This window comes from Stenotrophomonas sp. TD3 (assembly GCF_001939825.1).
Lineage (GTDB): Bacteria > Pseudomonadota > Gammaproteobacteria > Xanthomonadales > Xanthomonadaceae > Stenotrophomonas.
Map to the genome: position 1 here is coordinate 307,766 of NZ_MOYM01000001.1, position 17,433 is coordinate 325,198.

The 17,433-nt window shown below is 66.9% G+C and carries 14 protein-coding genes; 3 read left to right on the top strand and 11 right to left on the bottom strand.

Translation table 11 applies throughout. The features are described 5' to 3' along the window. Positions 1-40 precede the first annotated feature (40 nt). Positions 41-1,117 carry an MBL fold metallo-hydrolase gene (locus tag BKE09_RS01345; protein ID WP_075674649.1) on the top strand — a complete coding sequence of 359 codons (1,077 nt, stop codon included), beginning with the start codon at positions 41-43 and terminating at the stop codon, positions 1,115-1,117. A gap of 27 nt (positions 1,118-1,144) precedes the next feature. On the opposite strand, the gene BKE09_RS01350 is transcribed toward BKE09_RS01345, so the two are convergent. Continuing rightward, positions 1,145-1,642: a DNA-binding protein gene (locus BKE09_RS01350; RefSeq protein WP_075674650.1), complete on the bottom strand. Its 498-nt coding sequence runs from the start codon at positions 1,640-1,642 to the stop codon at positions 1,145-1,147. A 33-nt stretch (positions 1,643-1,675) separates the two neighbouring features. Then, positions 1,676-1,918, bottom strand: coding sequence for a hypothetical protein (locus BKE09_RS23815; RefSeq protein WP_075674651.1), 243 nt, complete (start codon positions 1,916-1,918; stop codon positions 1,676-1,678). A 240-nt stretch (positions 1,919-2,158) separates the two neighbouring features. Between BKE09_RS23815 and BKE09_RS01360 the strand changes: the two genes are divergently transcribed. Beyond that, positions 2,159-5,278 (top strand): discoidin domain-containing protein, encoded by a 3,120-nt coding sequence (locus BKE09_RS01360; RefSeq protein WP_075674652.1) that lies wholly within the window; start codon positions 2,159-2,161, stop codon positions 5,276-5,278. Positions 5,279-5,452: 174 nt separating this feature from the next. Here BKE09_RS01360 and BKE09_RS01365 read toward each other — a convergent pair whose 3' ends face one another. From BKE09_RS01365 to BKE09_RS01405, 9 genes are all read right to left on the bottom strand, one after another. After that, positions 5,453-6,427, bottom strand: a complete 975-nt coding sequence (locus BKE09_RS01365) for an ABC transporter substrate-binding protein (protein WP_075674653.1) — start codon at positions 6,425-6,427, stop codon at positions 5,453-5,455. Positions 6,428-6,443: 16 nt separating this feature from the next. Then, a complete protein-coding gene (locus tag BKE09_RS23820) occupies positions 6,444-8,189 on the bottom strand; it encodes an amino acid ABC transporter permease/ATP-binding protein (protein WP_075674654.1) in 1,746 nt (581 codons plus the stop codon). Then, positions 8,186-8,737: a GNAT family N-acetyltransferase gene (locus BKE09_RS01375; RefSeq protein WP_075674655.1), complete on the bottom strand. Its 552-nt coding sequence runs from the start codon at positions 8,735-8,737 to the stop codon at positions 8,186-8,188. Before BKE09_RS01375 ends, BKE09_RS23820 begins: the two co-directional genes overlap by 4 nt. Continuing rightward, positions 8,734-9,954, bottom strand: coding sequence for a M20 aminoacylase family protein (locus BKE09_RS01380; RefSeq protein WP_083663046.1), 1,221 nt, complete (start codon positions 9,952-9,954; stop codon positions 8,734-8,736). Before BKE09_RS01380 ends, BKE09_RS01375 begins: the two co-directional genes overlap by 4 nt. A gap of 4 nt (positions 9,955-9,958) precedes the next feature. Further along, positions 9,959-11,302, bottom strand: coding sequence for an LLM class flavin-dependent oxidoreductase (locus tag BKE09_RS01385; RefSeq protein ID WP_075674656.1), 1,344 nt, complete (start codon positions 11,300-11,302; stop codon positions 9,959-9,961). Between the two features lie 18 nt (positions 11,303-11,320). Further along, positions 11,321-12,298: an MsnO8 family LLM class oxidoreductase gene (locus BKE09_RS01390; protein WP_075674657.1), complete on the bottom strand. Its 978-nt coding sequence runs from the start codon at positions 12,296-12,298 to the stop codon at positions 11,321-11,323. Between the two features lie 14 nt (positions 12,299-12,312). Further along, complete coding sequence (locus BKE09_RS01395; RefSeq protein ID WP_012510830.1) at positions 12,313-12,675, bottom strand: DUF3088 family protein; 363 nt, start codon at positions 12,673-12,675, stop codon at positions 12,313-12,315. Between the two features lie 157 nt (positions 12,676-12,832). Next, the gene (msuE, locus tag BKE09_RS01400; protein WP_075674658.1) at positions 12,833-13,414 is read right to left on the bottom strand and encodes an FMN reductase; all 582 of its coding nucleotides are present in this window, start codon (positions 13,412-13,414) and stop codon (positions 12,833-12,835) included. Positions 13,415-13,530: 116 nt separating this feature from the next. Further along, complete coding sequence (locus tag BKE09_RS01405; protein ID WP_075674659.1) at positions 13,531-16,107, bottom strand: TonB-dependent receptor; 2,577 nt, start codon at positions 16,105-16,107, stop codon at positions 13,531-13,533. A gap of 310 nt (positions 16,108-16,417) precedes the next feature. On the opposite strand from BKE09_RS01405, the gene ftrA reads away from it, so the two are divergent. Further along, the gene (ftrA, locus tag BKE09_RS01410; RefSeq protein ID WP_075674660.1) at positions 16,418-17,419 is read left to right on the top strand and encodes a transcriptional regulator FtrA; all 1,002 of its coding nucleotides are present in this window, start codon (positions 16,418-16,420) and stop codon (positions 17,417-17,419) included. Positions 17,420-17,433 lie beyond the last annotated feature (14 nt).

Sequence of the window (17,433 nt, forward strand, 5' to 3'; positions counted from 1 at the left end):
ACGAAACTACACTGTGCAGTGTACCCAGCGGACGTCACCCATGAAGCGCCTGCTCCTTGTCCTTTTGCTTGGAATCCTCGCCGTGACCGCCTACACCTTCTGCAAGTCCTGGTCCCTCCCCGACTTCCCCGATTCGCCGCAGTACCGCGACGGCAAGTTCCGCAATGCCCTGCCCCGTCCGGCGATGGGCCTGCGCGACGGCGCGGAGATCTGGTGGACGTTCCTGTTCAACAAGCCCAAGGGCACCGTGCCCGCGCACCCGATTCCGGTGAAGCCGCTGGACCGCGCCACCCTGGATGCTGCGCCGGATCGCAGCCTGTTCCGGCTTGGGCACTCCACGATCCTGCTGAAGCTGCGCGGCCAGTACTGGCTGACCGACCCGGTGTTCTCCGAACGCGCCTCGCCGGTGCAATGGATGGGGCCGGCGCGCTTCCACGCACCGCCGATCAGCATCGACGACCTGCCGCCGATCGCCGGCGTGATCCTCTCGCACAACCACTACGATCATCTCGACCATGCCGCGGTGATGCAGCTGGCCGGCAAGACCGCGCGCTTCATCGCACCGCTGGGTGTGGGCGATCAGTTGATTGCGTGGGGCGTGGACGCCACCAAGGTGGAACAGCTGGACTGGTGGCAGTCCACCGAAGCCAGCGGCCTGCGCCTGACCGCCACCCCGGGGCAGCATTTCTCCGGCCGCGGGCTGGGCGACAGTGACCGCAGCCTGTGGGCGTCATGGGTGATCCAGGACGGCGACTTCCGCATCTTCTTCAGTGGCGACACCGGCTACTTCGATGGCTTCAAGGCCATCGGCGAGAAGTACGGCCCGTTCGACCTGACCATGATCGAAACCGGTGCCTACGATCCACGCTGGGCATTCGTGCACATGCAGCCCGAGCAGACCCTGCAGGCGCATCTGGACCTGCGCGGCAGGTGGCTGCTGCCGATCCACAACGGCACCTTCGACCTGGCCCTGCACGAATGGCAGCAGCCGTTCGAGCGCATCACCGCCCTGGCGGCCGCGAAGAATGTTCCGGTGGCCACGCCGATGATGGGCGAAGCGCTGGACATGCAGGCGCCGCAGGCGGGCACGCGCTGGTGGGAGACGGTGGAGCTTTAGTGGGGTGGTCGCCGATTCTTGCCGCCACTACGTCTTTGAGTGAAGCCTGCGCCCTTCCCGGTCCAGATTGAGCTGCAACGCGGCAGCGGCGAGTTCCGTCATTTCCACCGTGACTTTGTCGCTGCCACGCGCTCGCAGCCAACCGAGAATGTCGACGAGGTGCCAGATCGAGGTCGAGCCGTCATGCACTGGGGACGGAAACGACTGCGGGTTGGCCAGCATGAGCTTCCGCATGTTCTGACGCGACATTCCGACCAGGTCTGCTACGTCAGTGAGCCCCACCAGATCGGGGCTCACTTCAACCAGCTCGGCACCGGGCACGGCCCGCTGCACATCGTCCAACGCCGAACGCAGGGCAGCCGCTGCGTTTTCCGCTTCGCGGCAGAAAGCCAGGGCCAGCCTTCCCGGTAGCCCAAGGCCCACAAGCGCGTCGTCGCTGCCGCCTTCGGCCAGGCGCTGCTCGAGGACGCCGATTTCAATACCTGTGTCCGGCAAGCGGTACTTCAGGGTGAAGTTGAATTCCATGATTGACCCCTTCGCTTCTGACGACGCCTGATCTCATTGCTCACGACTGCAGTTCTCGACCACACGCCGCAAGGCCCTTGCATGATGGCTGCCGCTACGCGGTGTGCTCCAGATGCTCACGATGCAGAACTCCCCGCATCGGCAATCGGCGTCGTTGTAAGGGCAATACATCCGGCCCCACGCATGGCCGCCCGCCATACGGAGCCTCCACCCACGATCCTCCGCGAACTGCAACGCCGCTTCGATGTCCTTGTCTGGATGACGCGCTCGAGACATTCCTTGTTCTCCATATTCTGCACACGGCACACGCAGGTTGTCAAATGACAACCACCTAAAAAAACCAACCCCGATGTGACCCTAGCCGAACCGCGCTACACGTCCAGAGCCACATCCGTCAGCGCTTCCGCAACGGCAGCGCCAGCGTCCAGCGGCGCTGCAGTGCGTCATGTAACCGATTACATCCCTTGCTAGCGTAGCGCTCGCCCGATTCCGGTCGAACCTGCGAGGCTGTCCGTAATGACGTTGCGCGCCGAACGCTCCAAGGTCTCCCGCCCACCAGCCCCATGGCAAACTGCCGCCACCCTGGTGTTCGCCGTCCTGGCCTTCAGCGCACAGGCACAGACGCTCCCCCCACGCAGCCAATGGCAGGCCAGCGCCTCCTCGCAGCAGGTACCGGCGATGGCGATCAGCCACCTGATCGACGGCGACCCCAGGACCGTCACCGGCGGTGCCTTCAGTCCGGGCCACTGGTTCCAGATCGATCTGGGCGCACCGACGATGCTGGCGGGCGCACGGCTCACCTGGGATGTCTCCAATCCAGAGGGCTATTCACTGCAGACCTCGCTGGACGGCACGCAGTGGCAGACCGCGTACACCATGGCCGATTCGCTGGGCGACGTGGAAACGCTGTACTTCGCGCCACGCCAGGCGCGCTACCTGCGGCTGGCCAGCCCGCAGCGCACGTCCGACTGGGGCGTGTCGATCTTCGAGATGGAGCCGCTGGACAGCACGCTCAGCGCACGCATCAGCGGTGTCGATGCAACGCAGGCAGCGGCGCTCTGGCAAGGCGGTGGCACCGTCGCGGTTCCAGCCGGAAAAGGTGGATCCCATACGCTCGAGATCATGCTGCCTCGCGCCCAGTCCACAGCCGGTCTCGCGGTCGACTGGGCCGACGGCGGGCGCGGCGCCGCCCGCTTGCAGGCGCAGGACGCACAGGGCCGCTGGCAGGATCTCGCACACGATGCACAGGCGGCCAGCCATCGGCAGAGTTGGCTGGCCGCTGACACGGCAAAACCTCTACGTGCATTCCGCCTGAGCGTGGACGGCGCAGCCCCGCAGATCGCGCGCCTGCGCCTGCTTGGCCCGAAAGCCGTGATGACACCGATGAAGCGCTACCAGATCGCCGCCAGCGGCGCGCAGCGTGCGCTGTTTCCGGCGTCGCTGCAGATGCAGCAGACCTACTGGACCGCCGTTGGCGTGCACGCAGGGCGGCAGAAATCCATCTTCGACGAATACGGCAACCTGGAAGCGTTCAAGGGTGCGCCGCTGGTACAGCCGCTCTGGCGAAGCGCCGACGGGCGTGCTGCAGGTGCCGCCGGTCAGCCCGTACAGCACGCCCTGCGCGATGGCTGGAAGCCTATGCCTTCGGCCACCTGGTCGCCGCAGCCCGGGCTGGAGCTGCGCAGTGAGGTGTTCGCCATCGAGCGCGATGGCCAGCCGGTGACCTTCCTCCGCCATCGACTGCACAACACCGGCAGCACCCGGATCGACGGCACGCTCAGTCTGGTCGTGCGTCCGATGGAGATGAATCCGCCGTGGCAGAACGGCGGGCTGTCGCCGATCCGCGAGGTGCGCATCGACGGACAGGCCGTGCGCATCAATGGCCGCACGCTGCTGCACTCGCTCACGCCTGTGGCTGCGTCCGGCGTGGCGCCGTTCGGCAAGGATGGCACCACGGAAATCACCGCGAACATCGCTGCCGGCGAACTGCCTTCCTCGCAGCAGGCACGTGATGACCAAGGTCTTGCCGCCGCCGCGCTCAACTACCGCGTGTCGCTGGCGCCGGGAGCCCGCGATGCCATCGTGGTCGCGTTCCCGCTGGGCACCGCCGCCGCCGATGCCAATGGCCTGCTGCCCGAAGCGCCTGCGCTGGATCTGGCCACGCTGCCCCGTGATGCCAATGCGGCGTTCGAGACGCTGGCCACGCAAGCGTCCGCAGATTGGCAGGCGCGGCTGGGCCAGGTCGGCCTGCGCCTGCCCGATCCCTCGCTGGTCGACATGCTGCGCGCGCAGGCTGCCTACATGCTGATCAACCAGACCGGCTCCGCGATGCAGCCCGGCCCACGCAACTACAACCGCTCCTTCATCCGCGATGGCATGGCCACGTCGGCGGTGCTGCTGCGCATGGGTGAAGCGCACGTCGCGCGTGACTACCTGGCCTGGTACAGCGCGCACGGCGTGCATGCCAATGGCCTGGTTTCGCCGATCCTCAACGACGATGGCAGCGTCAACACCGGCTTCGGTTCGGACATCGAGTACGACAGCCAGGGCCAGTACGTGGCGCTGGTGGCCGATGTCGCCCGCCTCGATGGCGGGCCCGAGTCGGTGCGTGACTACCTGCCGAAAGTGAAAGCCGCACTGCGCTTCCTGCAGGAACTGCGCGAGCGCACGCTGGTGCCCGGTTACAAGGCCGACCAGCCGGCGCCGGAGCGATTCGCGGGCATTCTTGCGCCGTCGATCAGCCATGAAGGCTATCCGTCGCCCACCCACAGCTACTGGGATGACTACTGGGGCCTGAAGGGATGGCACGACGGAGCGTGGCTGGCCGAGTCGCTGGGTGACCACGAGACCGCCGCCTGGGCACGTCAGCAGTACAAAGCGCTGTACGACGCATTGCACGCCTCGATCCGCGCCACGATGGCGTGGAAGGGCATCGACTTCATCCCGTCCTCGGCGGATCTGGGCGATGGCGATCCCACGGGCGTGTCGATCGCACTGGACCCGACCGGCGCGCAGAGCGTGTTGCCGGCAGATGCGTTGCGGATCACCTTCGCCCGCTATCTGGAAGACGTGCGCAAGCGCAGCCAGCCCGGTGCGCTGTACGCCTACACGCCGTACGAGATCCGCAACGTGCTGAGCTATGTGCATCTTGGTCAGCCGGACGTGGCTGACGAGCTGTTGCAGGGCCTGCTTCACGACCGGCGCCCGCTTGAATGGCAGGTGCTGGCCGAAGTAGTGCATTCACGGCTGCGCTTCCCGCGCTACCTCGGCGACATGCCGCATACCTGGATCGGTGCCGAATACGGCCGCACGCTGTTCGGCATGCTGATGCGCGAGGACGATGACGCGCTGTCGCTGCTGCCGGGCACACCGCCCTCGTGGGTGGCGGGGGATGGCTTGGCGGTGGAGCGCCTGCCGACCGCGTATGGCACGTTGCAGATGCAGGCACGACAGCGCGACGGGCTGCTGACGGTGGCGCTTGGCGAGGGGCTGCACAGTGGAACGGCGGTGAAGGTCTGGTGGCCGGCGCGCACGATGCCGAAGACGGTGCGTGTGGATGGACGCAGCGTCTCCGACTTCGGTGCCGACGGCGTGCGCGTTGCGAAACCGTTCCGGACGTTGGAAGCCGTCTGGTAATGCAGCCGAGCATGGCTCGGCTCTACAGAAATCAGACTCTGCGAGTAGATCCACGCCATGCGTGGATGCTCTTGTAGAGTCGAGCCATGCTCGACGCATCGCACACCGTGCGAACTGCAGCCGAGCATGGCTCGGCCCTACAAAAGCGGCGGTAGCGCCGGGCCATGCCCGGCGTCAGAGCGTCGGTAAACCTGGCGGGTTGGTCTGCGATTGCGGCACGGCTTCCTCGGCCACGTTCCAGCGCGCCAATGCCTGCGCATAGGTGCCGCTGCCGATCTGGGTGTTCAGCGCCTGCGTCACCGCATCAGCCAGGCCGCTGCCCTTGCGCGTGGTCACCGAGATCGCTGCGGCGTTCGGCCAGCCTCCGGGGAACAGGCCCACACGCCGCACCTTGCCATCCCGCGCCGAATAGGCACCAGTAGCATTGGGCTCGAACGAGACATCGGCGCGGCCGGTGATCACCGCCAGCCGCCCAACCACGGCGTCATCAAAGTACTGATACTCCACCGGCTTCAATCCCGCCGCAATATTCTGCTGGTCCCACTGCCGCAGGATCTGGTCCTGGTTGGTGCTGGCACCGACCACCACCTTCAGTCCGGCCACGTCGGCCGGCGTTTCGATCTTCTGGATCGGCCCATCAGTGCGCGTGTAGATTCCCAGCAGATCGTAACGGTAGCTGGAGAAATCGAACTTCTTCTTGCGCTCCTCGGTAACCGTCACGTTCGACAGCACGGCATCGTACTTGCCTGATTCCAACCCCAACGGCCAGTCCGCCCACGCCACCGGCACGATCACCAGCTTCAGGCCCAACCCATCGGCAATCAGTCGCGCGATGTCCGGCTCGATGCCGACCACGTCCTTGCTGTCGGCGCCGTAGTCGGCCAACGGCAGCTGCCCCGGATGGGTGGCTACGGTGAACGTGCCGGGCGTGACGAAGCTGTAGCCGGCGGGAATCAATGCCTGCGCCTTCGGATCGAAGGTACCCTTCAGCACGGCGGTGTTCGCACCGGCCAGGCTGGTCGCGGCCACGGTGCTCGCGTCCGGTGCCTGACGCACGCGCGAATAGACGATGCCGGCGATACCGATGACCAGCACGCCCACGATCAAGAGGGTGCTGCGCGAGGGGCGACGCGGTGCTGCAGGGCTCATGGTGTTCCTTTCGCAGTTACAGGGTCTTGGCCAGGAAATCGGCGGTGCGTTGCTGGCGCGGACGTTCGAACAGCGCCTCGGGCGTGCCCTGCTCGATCACCCGCCCCTGGTCCATCATCACCACGTGGTCGGCCACGCGACGAGCGAAGCTCAGCTCATGGGTGACGATCACCAGCGTGGTGCCGGAGCTTGCCAGCTCCTCGATCACGCTGAGCACTTCGGCCACCAGCTCCGGATCCAGCGCCGAGGTCGGTTCATCGAACAACAGCACCTTTGGTTGCAGCGCCAGCGCGCGGGCAATCGCGATGCGCTGCTGCTGGCCGCCGGAAAGCTGGCGCGGGAAGGCATCGGCCTTGTCAGCCAGGCCGACCCGTTCCAGCAGTGTGCGCGCCTGCTGCTCGGCCTGCGCACGCGGCACGCCGCGCACTGCGATCGGCGCCTCGATGATGTTCTCCAGCGCGGTCAGGTGCGGGAACAGGTTGAAGCCTTGGAACACCATGCCCACCTCGGAACGACGGCGGCGGATCTCACGCTCGGGCAGCTCGTACAGGGTGTCACCGTCGCGGCGGTAGCCGATCAGCTGGCCGCCCACGGTCACGTAGCCGCTGTCGGCACGTTCCAGGTGGTTGACCAGCCGCAGCAGCGTGGACTTGCCGGCACCGGACGGGCCGATCAGCACCGTCACGCTGCCAGCGCGCAGGTCCAGGTTCACGTCTTCCAGTACAGGCTGGTCGCCGAACACCTTGCCTACGCCATGCAGCGACACCGATGCTCCCTCGCCCGCTTCAACCTGCGCGGCGATGCGCGGGCGATTGACCACGCGCGGTGCGGAATCACCGGTGGCGCGCGTCGGTGACGAGACACGCGATACCGAGCGCTCCCGCTGCAACTGCCCGCGCGCGAAGCGCTGCTCCACGCGTCGCAGCAGCAGCGACAGCACGGTCAGGATCACCAGGTACCAGACCGTGGCCACCATCAGCAGCGGCACCACTTCCAGGTTGCGCCGGTAGATCACCTGCACGGTGTAGAACAGCTCAGGCAGCGCCAGCACGTAGACCACCGAGGTGCTCTTGGCCAGGCCGATCACATCGTTGAACGCGGCCGGCAGGATCGAGCGCATCGCCTGCGGCAGGATGATGCGGCGCACCTGGCGGCCACGTGGCAGGCCAAGCGCCGCTGCGGCTTCGTACTGGCCATGGTCCACCGAGAGAATGCCACCGCGGATCACCTCGGCCGAGAACGCGGCCTGGTTCAAGGTGAGGCCCAGCACTGCGGCGGTGAACACGCCGATCAGCTGCGTGGTCGGGTACGAGAACAGGCTGATGCCGGTGAACGGCACGCCCAGCTCGATGGTGCTGTACAGGTAGCCCAGGTTGTTCAGCAGCAGCAACAACACCAACAGCGGGATCGAACGGAACAGCCACACATAGCCCCACGACACCGCCGACAGCAGTGGCGAGCCGGAGACGCGGGCCAACGCCAGCAGGGTACCCAGCGCGAAACCGAGGCCGGTACCGAGTGCGGTCAGCAGCAGCGTACGGCCCAGGCCTTCCAGCACCGGGCGTGCGAAGAACCACTCGGCGAACGTGCCCCAACCCCAGCGCGGGTTGCCCAGCACCGATTGCAGCCCGATCAGGATCAGCGCCAACGCCAGAAGGGTTCCGACCACCTGCAGTGGATGCCGGGCCGGCACGATCTTCAACGCCGGAGCTGGCGCCGGGCGTGCGGCAATGCCATCCAGCGCGGTCGAAGGCGTGCTCATGCGTGGGCTCCGTGCAGCACGGCCTGCGATGGCACAACGACCGGCGCCGATACGCTCAGGTGCTTCTCGAACGGCAGATGCGCGATGGTTTCCGGGTCGGCCTGCAGGTCGAACAGCGCGGTGTAGCCGTGGCTGAGGTACAGGCCGACCGCTTCAGGCTGGCGGAAGCCGGTCGTCAGGAACACCCGTCGATACCCCTGCCGCACCGCCTGGTCTTCCAGCTCCTGCAGCACGCGCCGCGCGATGCCCTGGCGGCGCAGCCCCGGCAGCGTCCAGATGCGCTTGAATTCGGCGGTATCCGGATCGCGGTGCGGCATGAAGGCACCGCCGGAGATCGCCACACCATCGCGCAGCAGCAGTACGAACGCCCCTACCGGGGCAGCAAAGGCCTGCGCCGGGTAGCGCTGCAGTTCCTCGCGGGCGCTGCCGCCGATGCGTCGGCGCACGTCGGCGTAGCGGCTGTCGTACTCCTGTTCCAGGCCGTCGAACAGAGGCCGCGCCAGCGGATCATCCACCGAGGTATAGAGGAAGCGTTCGTTGCTGCTCATGTCGCGTCCTTCACCAGATAGTCTTCGGCCAGCCGCGCCCACAGGCTGGCGGCGGGTGCGATGGCGGCGTCGTTGAACACATAGCGCGGGCTGTGCAACGGTGCGCTGTCGCCGTTGCCGACGAACACGAAACTGCCCGGCCGCGCCTGCAGCAGGAAGGCGAAGTCTTCGCTGGCCGTGCGTGGCGCGAACTCCGGTACCACCTGTTCACTGCCGAAGCCCTGTACGGCTACGTCGCGGATATAGGCAGTCTGCTGAGGATGGTTGATGACGCTGGGGAAGCCACGCGGAAACTCGATTTCGGCGCGTGCGCCGAACGCCGCAGCCGTCTGTTCGGCGATTTCAGTGACCCGGCGCCGCAGCGTGTCGCGCACTTCCGGCAGGTAGGCGCGCACGGTCAGCTTCAGCTCGACGACGTCCGGGATCACATTGGCGGCCTGCCCGCCGTGGATCGAACCGACGGTGACCACGCCCATCTGCCGCGGATCGACATTGCGCGACACCACGCTCTGCAGCGCGGTGACGATGTGCGCTGCCGCCAGGATCGGGTCGACGCTGCCCTGCGGCTCGGCACCGTGGCCGCCCTTGCCGATCACCTTCAGCCGCGCCCAGTCCACCGACGCCATCGCCGGGCCATCGACGAAGCCGAAGTGTCCCACTGGCACGCCCGGCCAGTTGTGCAGGCCATAGATCGCATCCACCGGGAAGCGCTCGAACAGGCCATCGGCGAGCATCTTCGAAGCGCCCGAACCGGTTTCCTCAGCGGGCTGGAACACCAGCTGCAGGGTGCCGTTGATGCGACCGTGATGGGCGAGGTAGTGCGCCGCAGACAGGAGGATGGCGGTGTGCCCATCGTGGCCGCAGGCATGCATCAACCCCTCGGTCTGGCTGGCGTACGCCAATCCGGAATCCTCGTGGATCGGCAGTGCATCGATGTCGGCGCGCAGGCCGAGGCGACGGCTGCCCTGCCCGCGCTGCAGCGTGCCGACCACGCCGGTGCCGCCGAGGCCGGTGGTCACCTCGTAGCCCCACTGCTGCAACAGCTCGGCCACGCGCGCGCTGGTGCGGTGTTCCTCGAAGGCCAGCTCCGGGTGCCGGTGCAGGTCATGGCGGATCGCGATGGCCGCCTCTGCGCGCGCCGCGATGTCGGGCAATATGCCCGTCGTCTGGGAATTCCGCTGGGCATGGCCCGGTGCTGTCGCGCTTTCTCCGCTCATCGCCTTACCCTGCCTTCCGCGCCGGCTCGGCGTCGGTCGAGTGGCGGCTGGCCTTGTACGGCAGGCCCAGATGCGCGCGCAGAGTCTGCCCTTCCAGCTCACGCTGGTGGTAGCCGCGCGCCTGCAGGATCGGCAGCACCTGGGTCACGAAATCGTCCAGGCCTTCGCGCTGTGCCGCGAAACCGAGGATGAAGCCGTCGCTGGCACCGGCATCGAACCACCGGATCAACTCGTCGGCCACATGCTCCGGCGTGCCGATGAAATTCGGTCGCGGGCTCACCGCTTCCAGTGCCACCTGGCGCAGGCTCAGGCCCTTCTCGCGTGCGTCCTGCTTGATGCGGTCGGTGGTGGAACGGAACGAGTTGCTGCCGATTCCGCCAAGCTCCGGGAAGGGCGCGTCCGGGTCGTACTGGCTGAAATCATGGTGGTCGAAGAAGCGGCCGAGATAGGCCAGCGCATCCTCCAGCGTGGCCAGCGCGGCGATTGCCTGGTACTTGGCTTCGGCCTCCTCGGCGGTACGGCCGACGATGGGGCCGATGCCCGGGAAGATCTTCACGTCGTTGCCGCTGCGGCCGTGCGCGATCGCCGAGTTCTTCACCTTCTGGGTGAACGCGCGGGTTTCTTCCAGCGACGGCGAATGGGTAAACACCGCATCGGCATACTTGCCGGCCAGCGCGATGCCATCGTCGGACGAACCGGCCTGGAAGATCACCGGCTGGCCCTGCGGCGAACGCTGGATGTTGAGCGGCCCTTCCACCTGGAAGAAGCGTCCCCTGTGGTCGAGGCGACGGAATTTTTCCGGCGCGAAGAACGTGCCACTGTCGCGCTCGCGCACGAACGCATCGTCATCCCAGGAATCCCACAGCCCCTGCACCACCTCCAGGTATTCGTCGGCGATCTGGTAGCGCAGCGCATGCTCGGGGTGGGGCCGGCCGTAATTGCGCCCCGACCCCTCCAGCGGCGACGTCACCACGTTCCAGCCGGCACGACCTCCGCTGAGCAGGTCCAGCGAAGCGAACTGGCGGGCCACGGTGAACGGGTCGCTGTAGGAGGTCGACAGCGTGCCAGCCAGGCCGATCTTCTTCGTCGCCGTGGCCAGCGCCGACAGCAGCGAGATCGGCTCGAAGCGATTGAGGAAGTGCGGGATCGACTTCTCGTTGATGTACAGGCCGTCGGCCACGAACCCAAAGGCGATGCCGTTGTCCTCGGCGGTACGCGCGATGTCGATGTAGAACTGCAGGTTGACGCTGGCGTCAGCCGGGTTGGACGGATGCTTCCAGGAATGCATGTGGCTGCCAGGGCCCTGCAGCATGATGCCGAACGGAATGTGGCGCGGGGTCGTGCTCATGGGAATCGCTCCTGCAGGTCAGGCCACCGCCGCGCGTGGCGCGGGCGACAGCAGTTCGAGGGATGTCAGGCGTGCGTCCAGGTCGGCCACCGGCGCGTCGAGAATGAACTCGCCCACGCCGAAGCGCCGATGCAGCGCATCCAGTTCGTCACGCACGAGTTGCGCATCACCGGACAACACGCTGGGGCGCGTTTCCTCGATGCGGAAGTCGGCCACGCCCACCTGGCGCGCGTACTCGGCAGCCGCCTCGGGGCTGGGCAGGTTCACCGTCTGCCCGGGGCCGAGGTGCAGCTTGTAGACGCGCAGCGCACCGATATGGCGCGCCGCGGCTTCGGCAGTCGGCGCGGCGAAGGCCACCGTGGCCAGCAGCGGCGGCTGCGTAGAAACGCTGCGGTAGGCATCGAACGCGGCCTCGATATGTTTCGGGTCACCATCGAAGTGCGCGGCGTAGACGAATCGCCAGCCGAGCCCGGCCGCCTGCTTTGCGCTCTGCGGGCTGGCACCGAGCAGGAAGCGCTCCGGTGCCTGCTGCGGAACCGGCCGTGCCAGCGCCTCGGTGTCCGCCCCGGACAGATAGCCTTCCAGGTCGCGCAGTTGCTGGTCGAAATCGGCGAACGCCGGGCGCCCGGCTGCCAGCGCCGCGGTCGAGGCCGGCAGGCCACCGGGGGCCTTGCCCACGCCCAGATCGACACGCCCCGGCGCCAGCGCCGACAGCAGGTTGAAGTTCTCCGCCACCTTGTACGGCGCGTAGTGGCGCAGCATCACCCCGCCACTGCCGATGCGGATGCGCCGGGTCTGCGCCAGTACCCACGCAGCCAGTACTTCCGGCGCCGGGCTGGCCAGCGTTGGTGCAGCGTGGTGCTCGGCAAACCAGTAGCGGTGGTAGCCCAGCTGCTCGGCGCGCTGCGCCAGCTGCAGGCTGTTGCGCAGCGCCTGCTCTGGCGAGGCACCCTCGGCCACTGGGCTCTTGTCCAGCACGCTGATCTGATAGCTCATGGTCACGTCCTCGCTCAGGGGTGGGCCACGGGAATGCCGAGCAAGCCATTCAACGCGGCCAGGATCGGCTCGGCACCGGAGATGTACTGGCGATCCTGGTGCGCGCCACTGGCCAGTTCGCTGCGCACGCCCTGCGGCAGCACCAGCTTCGGCAGCGACTGGTCCTGCTCGCCGATCTCGGCGATCACCTCCCGTCGCGGCCGTGCGAAGCCGATGCGGCGCACGTCCAGCTGCGCGTCCAGGCCATCGATGCTCGACAGCGCGCCCTCCAGCAGCAGGCTGTGCCGGCAGAAGAAGCGCTGACCGGGAATCTGGCCGTCCTCGAACTCACGGTCGAGCAGGAACAGGATGGGTTTGCTTGCTGCGTCGAAAGTCACTGGAGTCGTCCTCATCGGGGCCGGCAATGCGATGCCGCTTCGATATCGATGCTAGAGATGTCGGCGGCCGCGGCAGCGATGCCTGGCGACAATCGGCGGTCAGATCCGGCCATGCAGATGCGGCGTGGCCATAAGCAAAGCGCTGCCGGTTATGGCGTCAGGCGATGCGTCGCAGCGGCGCCGCCACGGCCAGCGCCTGCGTAGCCAGATGGCCGGCTGCGCGCTCGGTCGCCAGCGCGATGCGTGCCTGCAAGGCTGCACTGTTGATGTGCTCGCCCTCGAAGTCGGCGGGCGTGGCATACACCCCGATCGGCAGCGTGTGCGCCTGCAGGAAACTGAACAACGGTCGCAGCTGGTGGTCGATCACCAGCGCATGACGCTCGCTGCCACCGGTCGCTGCCAGCAGCACCGGCGTATCCACCAGCGCCTCCAGCCCGATGAAGTCGACCAAGTGCTTGAACAACCCAGGATACGAGCCACGATAGACCGGCGCGGCCACCACCAGCAGCTTCGCCGCCTCGATGGCCTGCAGTGCCTGCTCCACTGCCGGCCCCGCTTCGTCACGCGACAACGACTGGCCCAGTGAACGCGCGATCGGCGCCAGCTCCACCAGCTCCACGCTGGCGTGCACCCGCTGCTGCAGCGACGCCAGCAGATGCCGCACCAGCAACAACGTGCGCGACGTCGCCGAGCTGGTCGGTGACCCCACCAACGCAACCACCTTCAATGCAGAACACATGAACTGCTCCTCAATGATGCCGAACTACGTCCGGCCGCCTTTCGCTTCTGTAGAGTCGAGCCATGCTCGACTGCCTTTCGCTTCTGTAGAGTCGAGCCATGCTCGACTGCTCCAGATCAGAACCGGTAACTGACCCGACCAAACCAGTACGCACCCACATTGCTCAGCACATCGCCGCTGTCCCAGGTGGTCTCGATACTCGCCACATCGGTCGCACTGCGCGCGTACTCCGGCACCTTGCGCGTGCGCTTGTCGAACACGTTGTTGATGCCCAGCGCCGCGCTCCAGCCCGCACCCAGCTCCACGCCACCGGACAGGTTGGTCACCAGCACCGGCGGCTGCTTGTATTCCACGCCGTTGTTCAGCCGCTTGATCGGGCCGTAGTAGGTGAAGTCCAGGTTCGAGCGCCAGCGCCCGTTCTGCCAGCCCAATCCCGCCACCTGCGTATAGCTGGGCGTGCGGAAGCGCAGCGCGTACTCGCTGGATTTGGTCAGCAGGTTGATGTTCGGCAGGCCCTGCAGTGCCACCGGAATGTCGGCGACCTTCTGGATCGTGGTGCGGCCGACGTTGGCCGCGTAGCTCCAGCGCAGCTTGCCCCACGCGGTTTCCTGGTTCGCTTCCAGGGTCAGCTCCACACCGCGTGTACGGGTATTGCCCACGTTGGTGAAATAGCTGGCGTAGAACGCATCGCCCGGCAGGATGCTGATGCCCGCCGAACCCAGCAGCGCGTCGATCGTATTCTTCTGCGCCGCACTCAGCACCGTCCCGCTGTTGTCGGTGATGCGAGCCGGATCCTGCGCGTTGTAGCCGATCTGGCTGGACTGCCCCAGCTGGCCGCGAATGTCGATCTGGTACGCATCCACTGCCAGATGGAACGCCGGGCTCGGGTCCCAGGTCACGCCCAGGCTGTAGTTGGTGGCCTTCTCTGGCTTCAGCGGCGTTGCCCCCAGCGCGAGAGCCGCCGGCGAAGACACCTGCGCCACCAGCGTGGTCCCGCACGGGCAGCTGCCGGTGGCCTGGTAATACTGCGCGCCCAGGCTGGGCGCATGGAAGCCGTTGCTCACCGTGGCGCGCACACCCAGTGCGTCGGTGAAATCGAAGCGCGTGGTCAGGCGGCCGGTGGAAACGCTGCCGAAATCGGAATGGTCTTCCCAGCGCGCGGCAGCATCCAGGTACCAGCGCGAGGTGATGTTGGTGGCGGCACCCACGTACACCGCCTTGCTGTTGCGGGTCGCCTTCACCGCATCGGCGGTGGAATAGCCGACGAAGGCTGCAGCGCCGAAGCCGGTATACGACTCCCACTGCCCTGCACCGCGCTCGTACTGCTCGTGCTGATACTCGGCGCCCGCGCTCACCTCCAGCGGCGAGGCGAACGCCGCCACCTCGAAGCCACGCCGCAGGTCGAGGTTGGCGATGCCCTGCTGGTAGTCCAGCTTGCCGTCGTAGAAATCAGTGGGCGACCCGGGATACGGCAGCGAGTAGTTCACCGAGTTGCGGGTATAGGTGCGCACCGTGCTGCGGTTGCCGGTCAGGCTGGCGTCGTAGTCCCAACCCGCGATCTGGCCTTTTACCCCGGCCGTACCGGTGTACTGCTTCTCCTTGGTTTCCAGCACCGGCAGGAAGCCATCGGGAAACACGCTCAGTACGCCGGGGGCCCGGTAAGTGGTAAAGATCGTCGCGGGCAGGCGGAAATTCTGGATCGCCTGCGCGGTGCGGTCACTGGCCGTGGCGTTGGCGTAGAACTGCGCGCTCTCGCCCAGGCCATGGCCCACGTTCACCGCGAAGGCCTTCAACGCATACGACGGCGAGCTGAGGATGGTGTTGGCCTCGGCATTGCGGTTGGCCTCGGCCGGGTTCGGCGTGGCACCTGCAGGCAGTCGATTGTTCGGCCGCAGCGCCACCAGATTGCCGTTGCCGTCCACGGCCGGGTAGCTCAGGTAGCCATCGATGTAGCGGCGGGTGCGGATCGCATGGTGCTGGCGGGTGGTCTCACCGGACAGGTTGACGAAGCCATCCTCGCCCCACGGCAGGCCGACGTTGGCGCGCACGCTGGTACGCGAACCATCACCATCGATGCTCTGCCCGCTCTCCACCGACACATCACCACCGTGTGCCTGCGATTTCAGGATCACGTTGACCACGCCGGTGATCGCATCCGAACCGTAGATGGCCGAAGCGCCATCGCGCAGCACTTCCACATGGTCGATGGCCGAGACCGGAATCAACGCGAGGTCAGCCCAGGCATGGCCGGGGAAGCCGCCCCCATTGGCACCGCTCACATAGGCGCTGGCATTGCGGCGCTTGCCGTTGACCAGCACCAGCGTGTAGCCCGGCGACAGATTGCGCAGCTGGTAGCCGCGGATCAGGCTCTCCTGGTCGCTCTGGTAACCGCCGATCTGGCTCAGCGACGGCAGGCTGCGCTGCAGCGCTTCCAGCAGGTTGCCCTGCCCGGTAGCAGCGAGGTCCTCGGCGGAGATCACATCGATCGGCGTGGAACTGTTCTTCACCGTGCGCGTGCTGGTGCGTGAACCGGTCACCACCACCGCATCCAGCGTAGATGCAGCAACGTTGGCCGTCGCCGCGGTGGTGGCAGGATCCGCATCGGCTTCCGCGGCATGGCTGGGCGTCGCAGCGAGGGCGGCGGTGATCAGGACAGCGAGAGTACTCAGGGCTGGGGCGTAGGCGGCAGGCATGGGGGCTCGTGGGGGGGCCGGAAACACGCTTCCATTCAAGGGCCTGTTCACCCGCGACGACAGGCGCGATCGCGTCACCCAGCCGTAACATCCGGCCACCCACATGACCGCTGGTAATGACGTTAGGCGGCCTGCACCGGCGCACTGCTCTCTGTAGAGCCGAGCCATGCTCGGCTCAATGCCAGACGAAGCCCATTCAACTGAGCCACAAAGAGCAGCCGAGCATGGCTCGGCTCTACATGCTCCGCAGGCATCACCTCATGCCCGCGCACCACTCTGCGCCGCGCACCTCCACCCGTAGCATCAGGCCATGCCCAGCCCTCCCGCCGATCCCGCCGCGCCGCTCGTCGCCATCGTTGCCTGCCACGGCCAGGGGCTGTTCGAGTTCGGCTGTGCGGTGGGCCTGTTCGCGCCGATAAGGCCCGAGCTGGGCGTGGCCTGGTACCGCACCCAGCTGTGCGCAGGCGAGCCCGGCGCACTGCGTATGCTCGGCAACACCCAGGTGCAGCTGCCCTACGATCTCGGCACCGTTGATGACGCCGACGTCATCGTCATCCCCGGTTGGCGCGAACCCAGCGAACGTCCTCCGCAGGCCCTGCTCGATGCACTCATCCGTGCCCACGCACGTGGCGCACGCATCGCCTCGATCTGCTCCGGTGCCTTCGTGCTGGCCTGGGCCGGGCTGCTCGATGGCCGCCAGGCCACCACCCACTGGCGCCTCACCGAAGCGCTCGCGCGCGAGTTCCCGCGCATCGACGTGCGCGAGGATGTGCTGTATGTGGACACCGGCAGCATCATCACTTCGGCCGGCTCGGCCACCGGCATGGACATGATGCTGCACATGGTGCGCAAGGATTACGGTGCCCGCGTGGCCAACCTGGTGGCCGAGCGGCTGGTGCTGGCTCCGTGGCGTGATGCCGGGCGCAGCCAGCGTGTCAGCCGGGCCATTCCCCATGGCGAGCCCACGCGCCTGGCAAAGCTGATGGAATGGATGCGCCGCAACCTGCGCGAGCCACATTCGCTAGGCAGCCTCGCCGAGCAGGCCGCACTCAGCCAACGCACCCTGCAGCGGCAGTTCCTGGAAGCGACGGGCCTGTCACCGATCGACTGGCTGATCCGCGAGCGCGTAGCCCTCGCCCGTGAGCTGCTGGAAACCACCGACCGGCCGCTGCAATGGATCGCCGAGCAGGCCGGCTTTGGTTCGCAGGAGTCATTCCGTCGGCACTTCCGGGGTCAGGTCGATGCGAGCCCTACCGAGTACCGGAGCCAGCATCGCGGCGGTATTGGCGCGGATCGGCTGGTCGGCTGCTGATTCTGCGGTACGTC

Excerpts from the sequence above, each read along its gene's own strand:
- BKE09_RS01380 (WP_083663046.1), bottom strand. The coding sequence starts at position 9,954 with ATGAGCGGAGAAAGCGCGACAGCACCGGGCCATGCCCAGCGGAATTCC.
- BKE09_RS01345 (WP_075674649.1), top strand. The coding sequence starts at position 41 with ATGAAGCGCCTGCTCCTTGTCCTTTTGCTTGGAATCCTCGCCGTGACC.
- BKE09_RS01350 (WP_075674650.1), bottom strand. The coding sequence starts at position 1,642 with ATGGAATTCAACTTCACCCTGAAGTACCGCTTGCCGGACACAGGTATT.
- BKE09_RS01365 (WP_075674653.1), bottom strand. The coding sequence starts at position 6,427 with ATGAGCCCTGCAGCACCGCGTCGCCCCTCGCGCAGCACCCTCTTGATC.
- msuE (WP_075674658.1), bottom strand. The coding sequence starts at position 13,414 with ATGTGTTCTGCATTGAAGGTGGTTGCGTTGGTGGGGTCACCGACCAGC.
- BKE09_RS01390 (WP_075674657.1), bottom strand. The coding sequence starts at position 12,298 with ATGAGCTATCAGATCAGCGTGCTGGACAAGAGCCCAGTGGCCGAGGGT.
- BKE09_RS01405 (WP_075674659.1), bottom strand. The coding sequence starts at position 16,107 with ATGCCTGCCGCCTACGCCCCAGCCCTGAGTACTCTCGCTGTCCTGATC.
- ftrA (WP_075674660.1), top strand. The coding sequence starts at position 16,418 with ATGCCCAGCCCTCCCGCCGATCCCGCCGCGCCGCTCGTCGCCATCGTT.
- BKE09_RS01385 (WP_075674656.1), bottom strand. The coding sequence starts at position 11,302 with ATGAGCACGACCCCGCGCCACATTCCGTTCGGCATCATGCTGCAGGGC.
- BKE09_RS23820 (WP_075674654.1), bottom strand. The coding sequence starts at position 8,189 with ATGAGCACGCCTTCGACCGCGCTGGATGGCATTGCCGCACGCCCGGCG.
- BKE09_RS01360 (WP_075674652.1), top strand. The coding sequence starts at position 2,159 with ATGACGTTGCGCGCCGAACGCTCCAAGGTCTCCCGCCCACCAGCCCCA.
- BKE09_RS23815 (WP_075674651.1), bottom strand. The coding sequence starts at position 1,918 with ATGTCTCGAGCGCGTCATCCAGACAAGGACATCGAAGCGGCGTTGCAG.
- BKE09_RS01375 (WP_075674655.1), bottom strand. The coding sequence starts at position 8,737 with ATGAGCAGCAACGAACGCTTCCTCTATACCTCGGTGGATGATCCGCTG.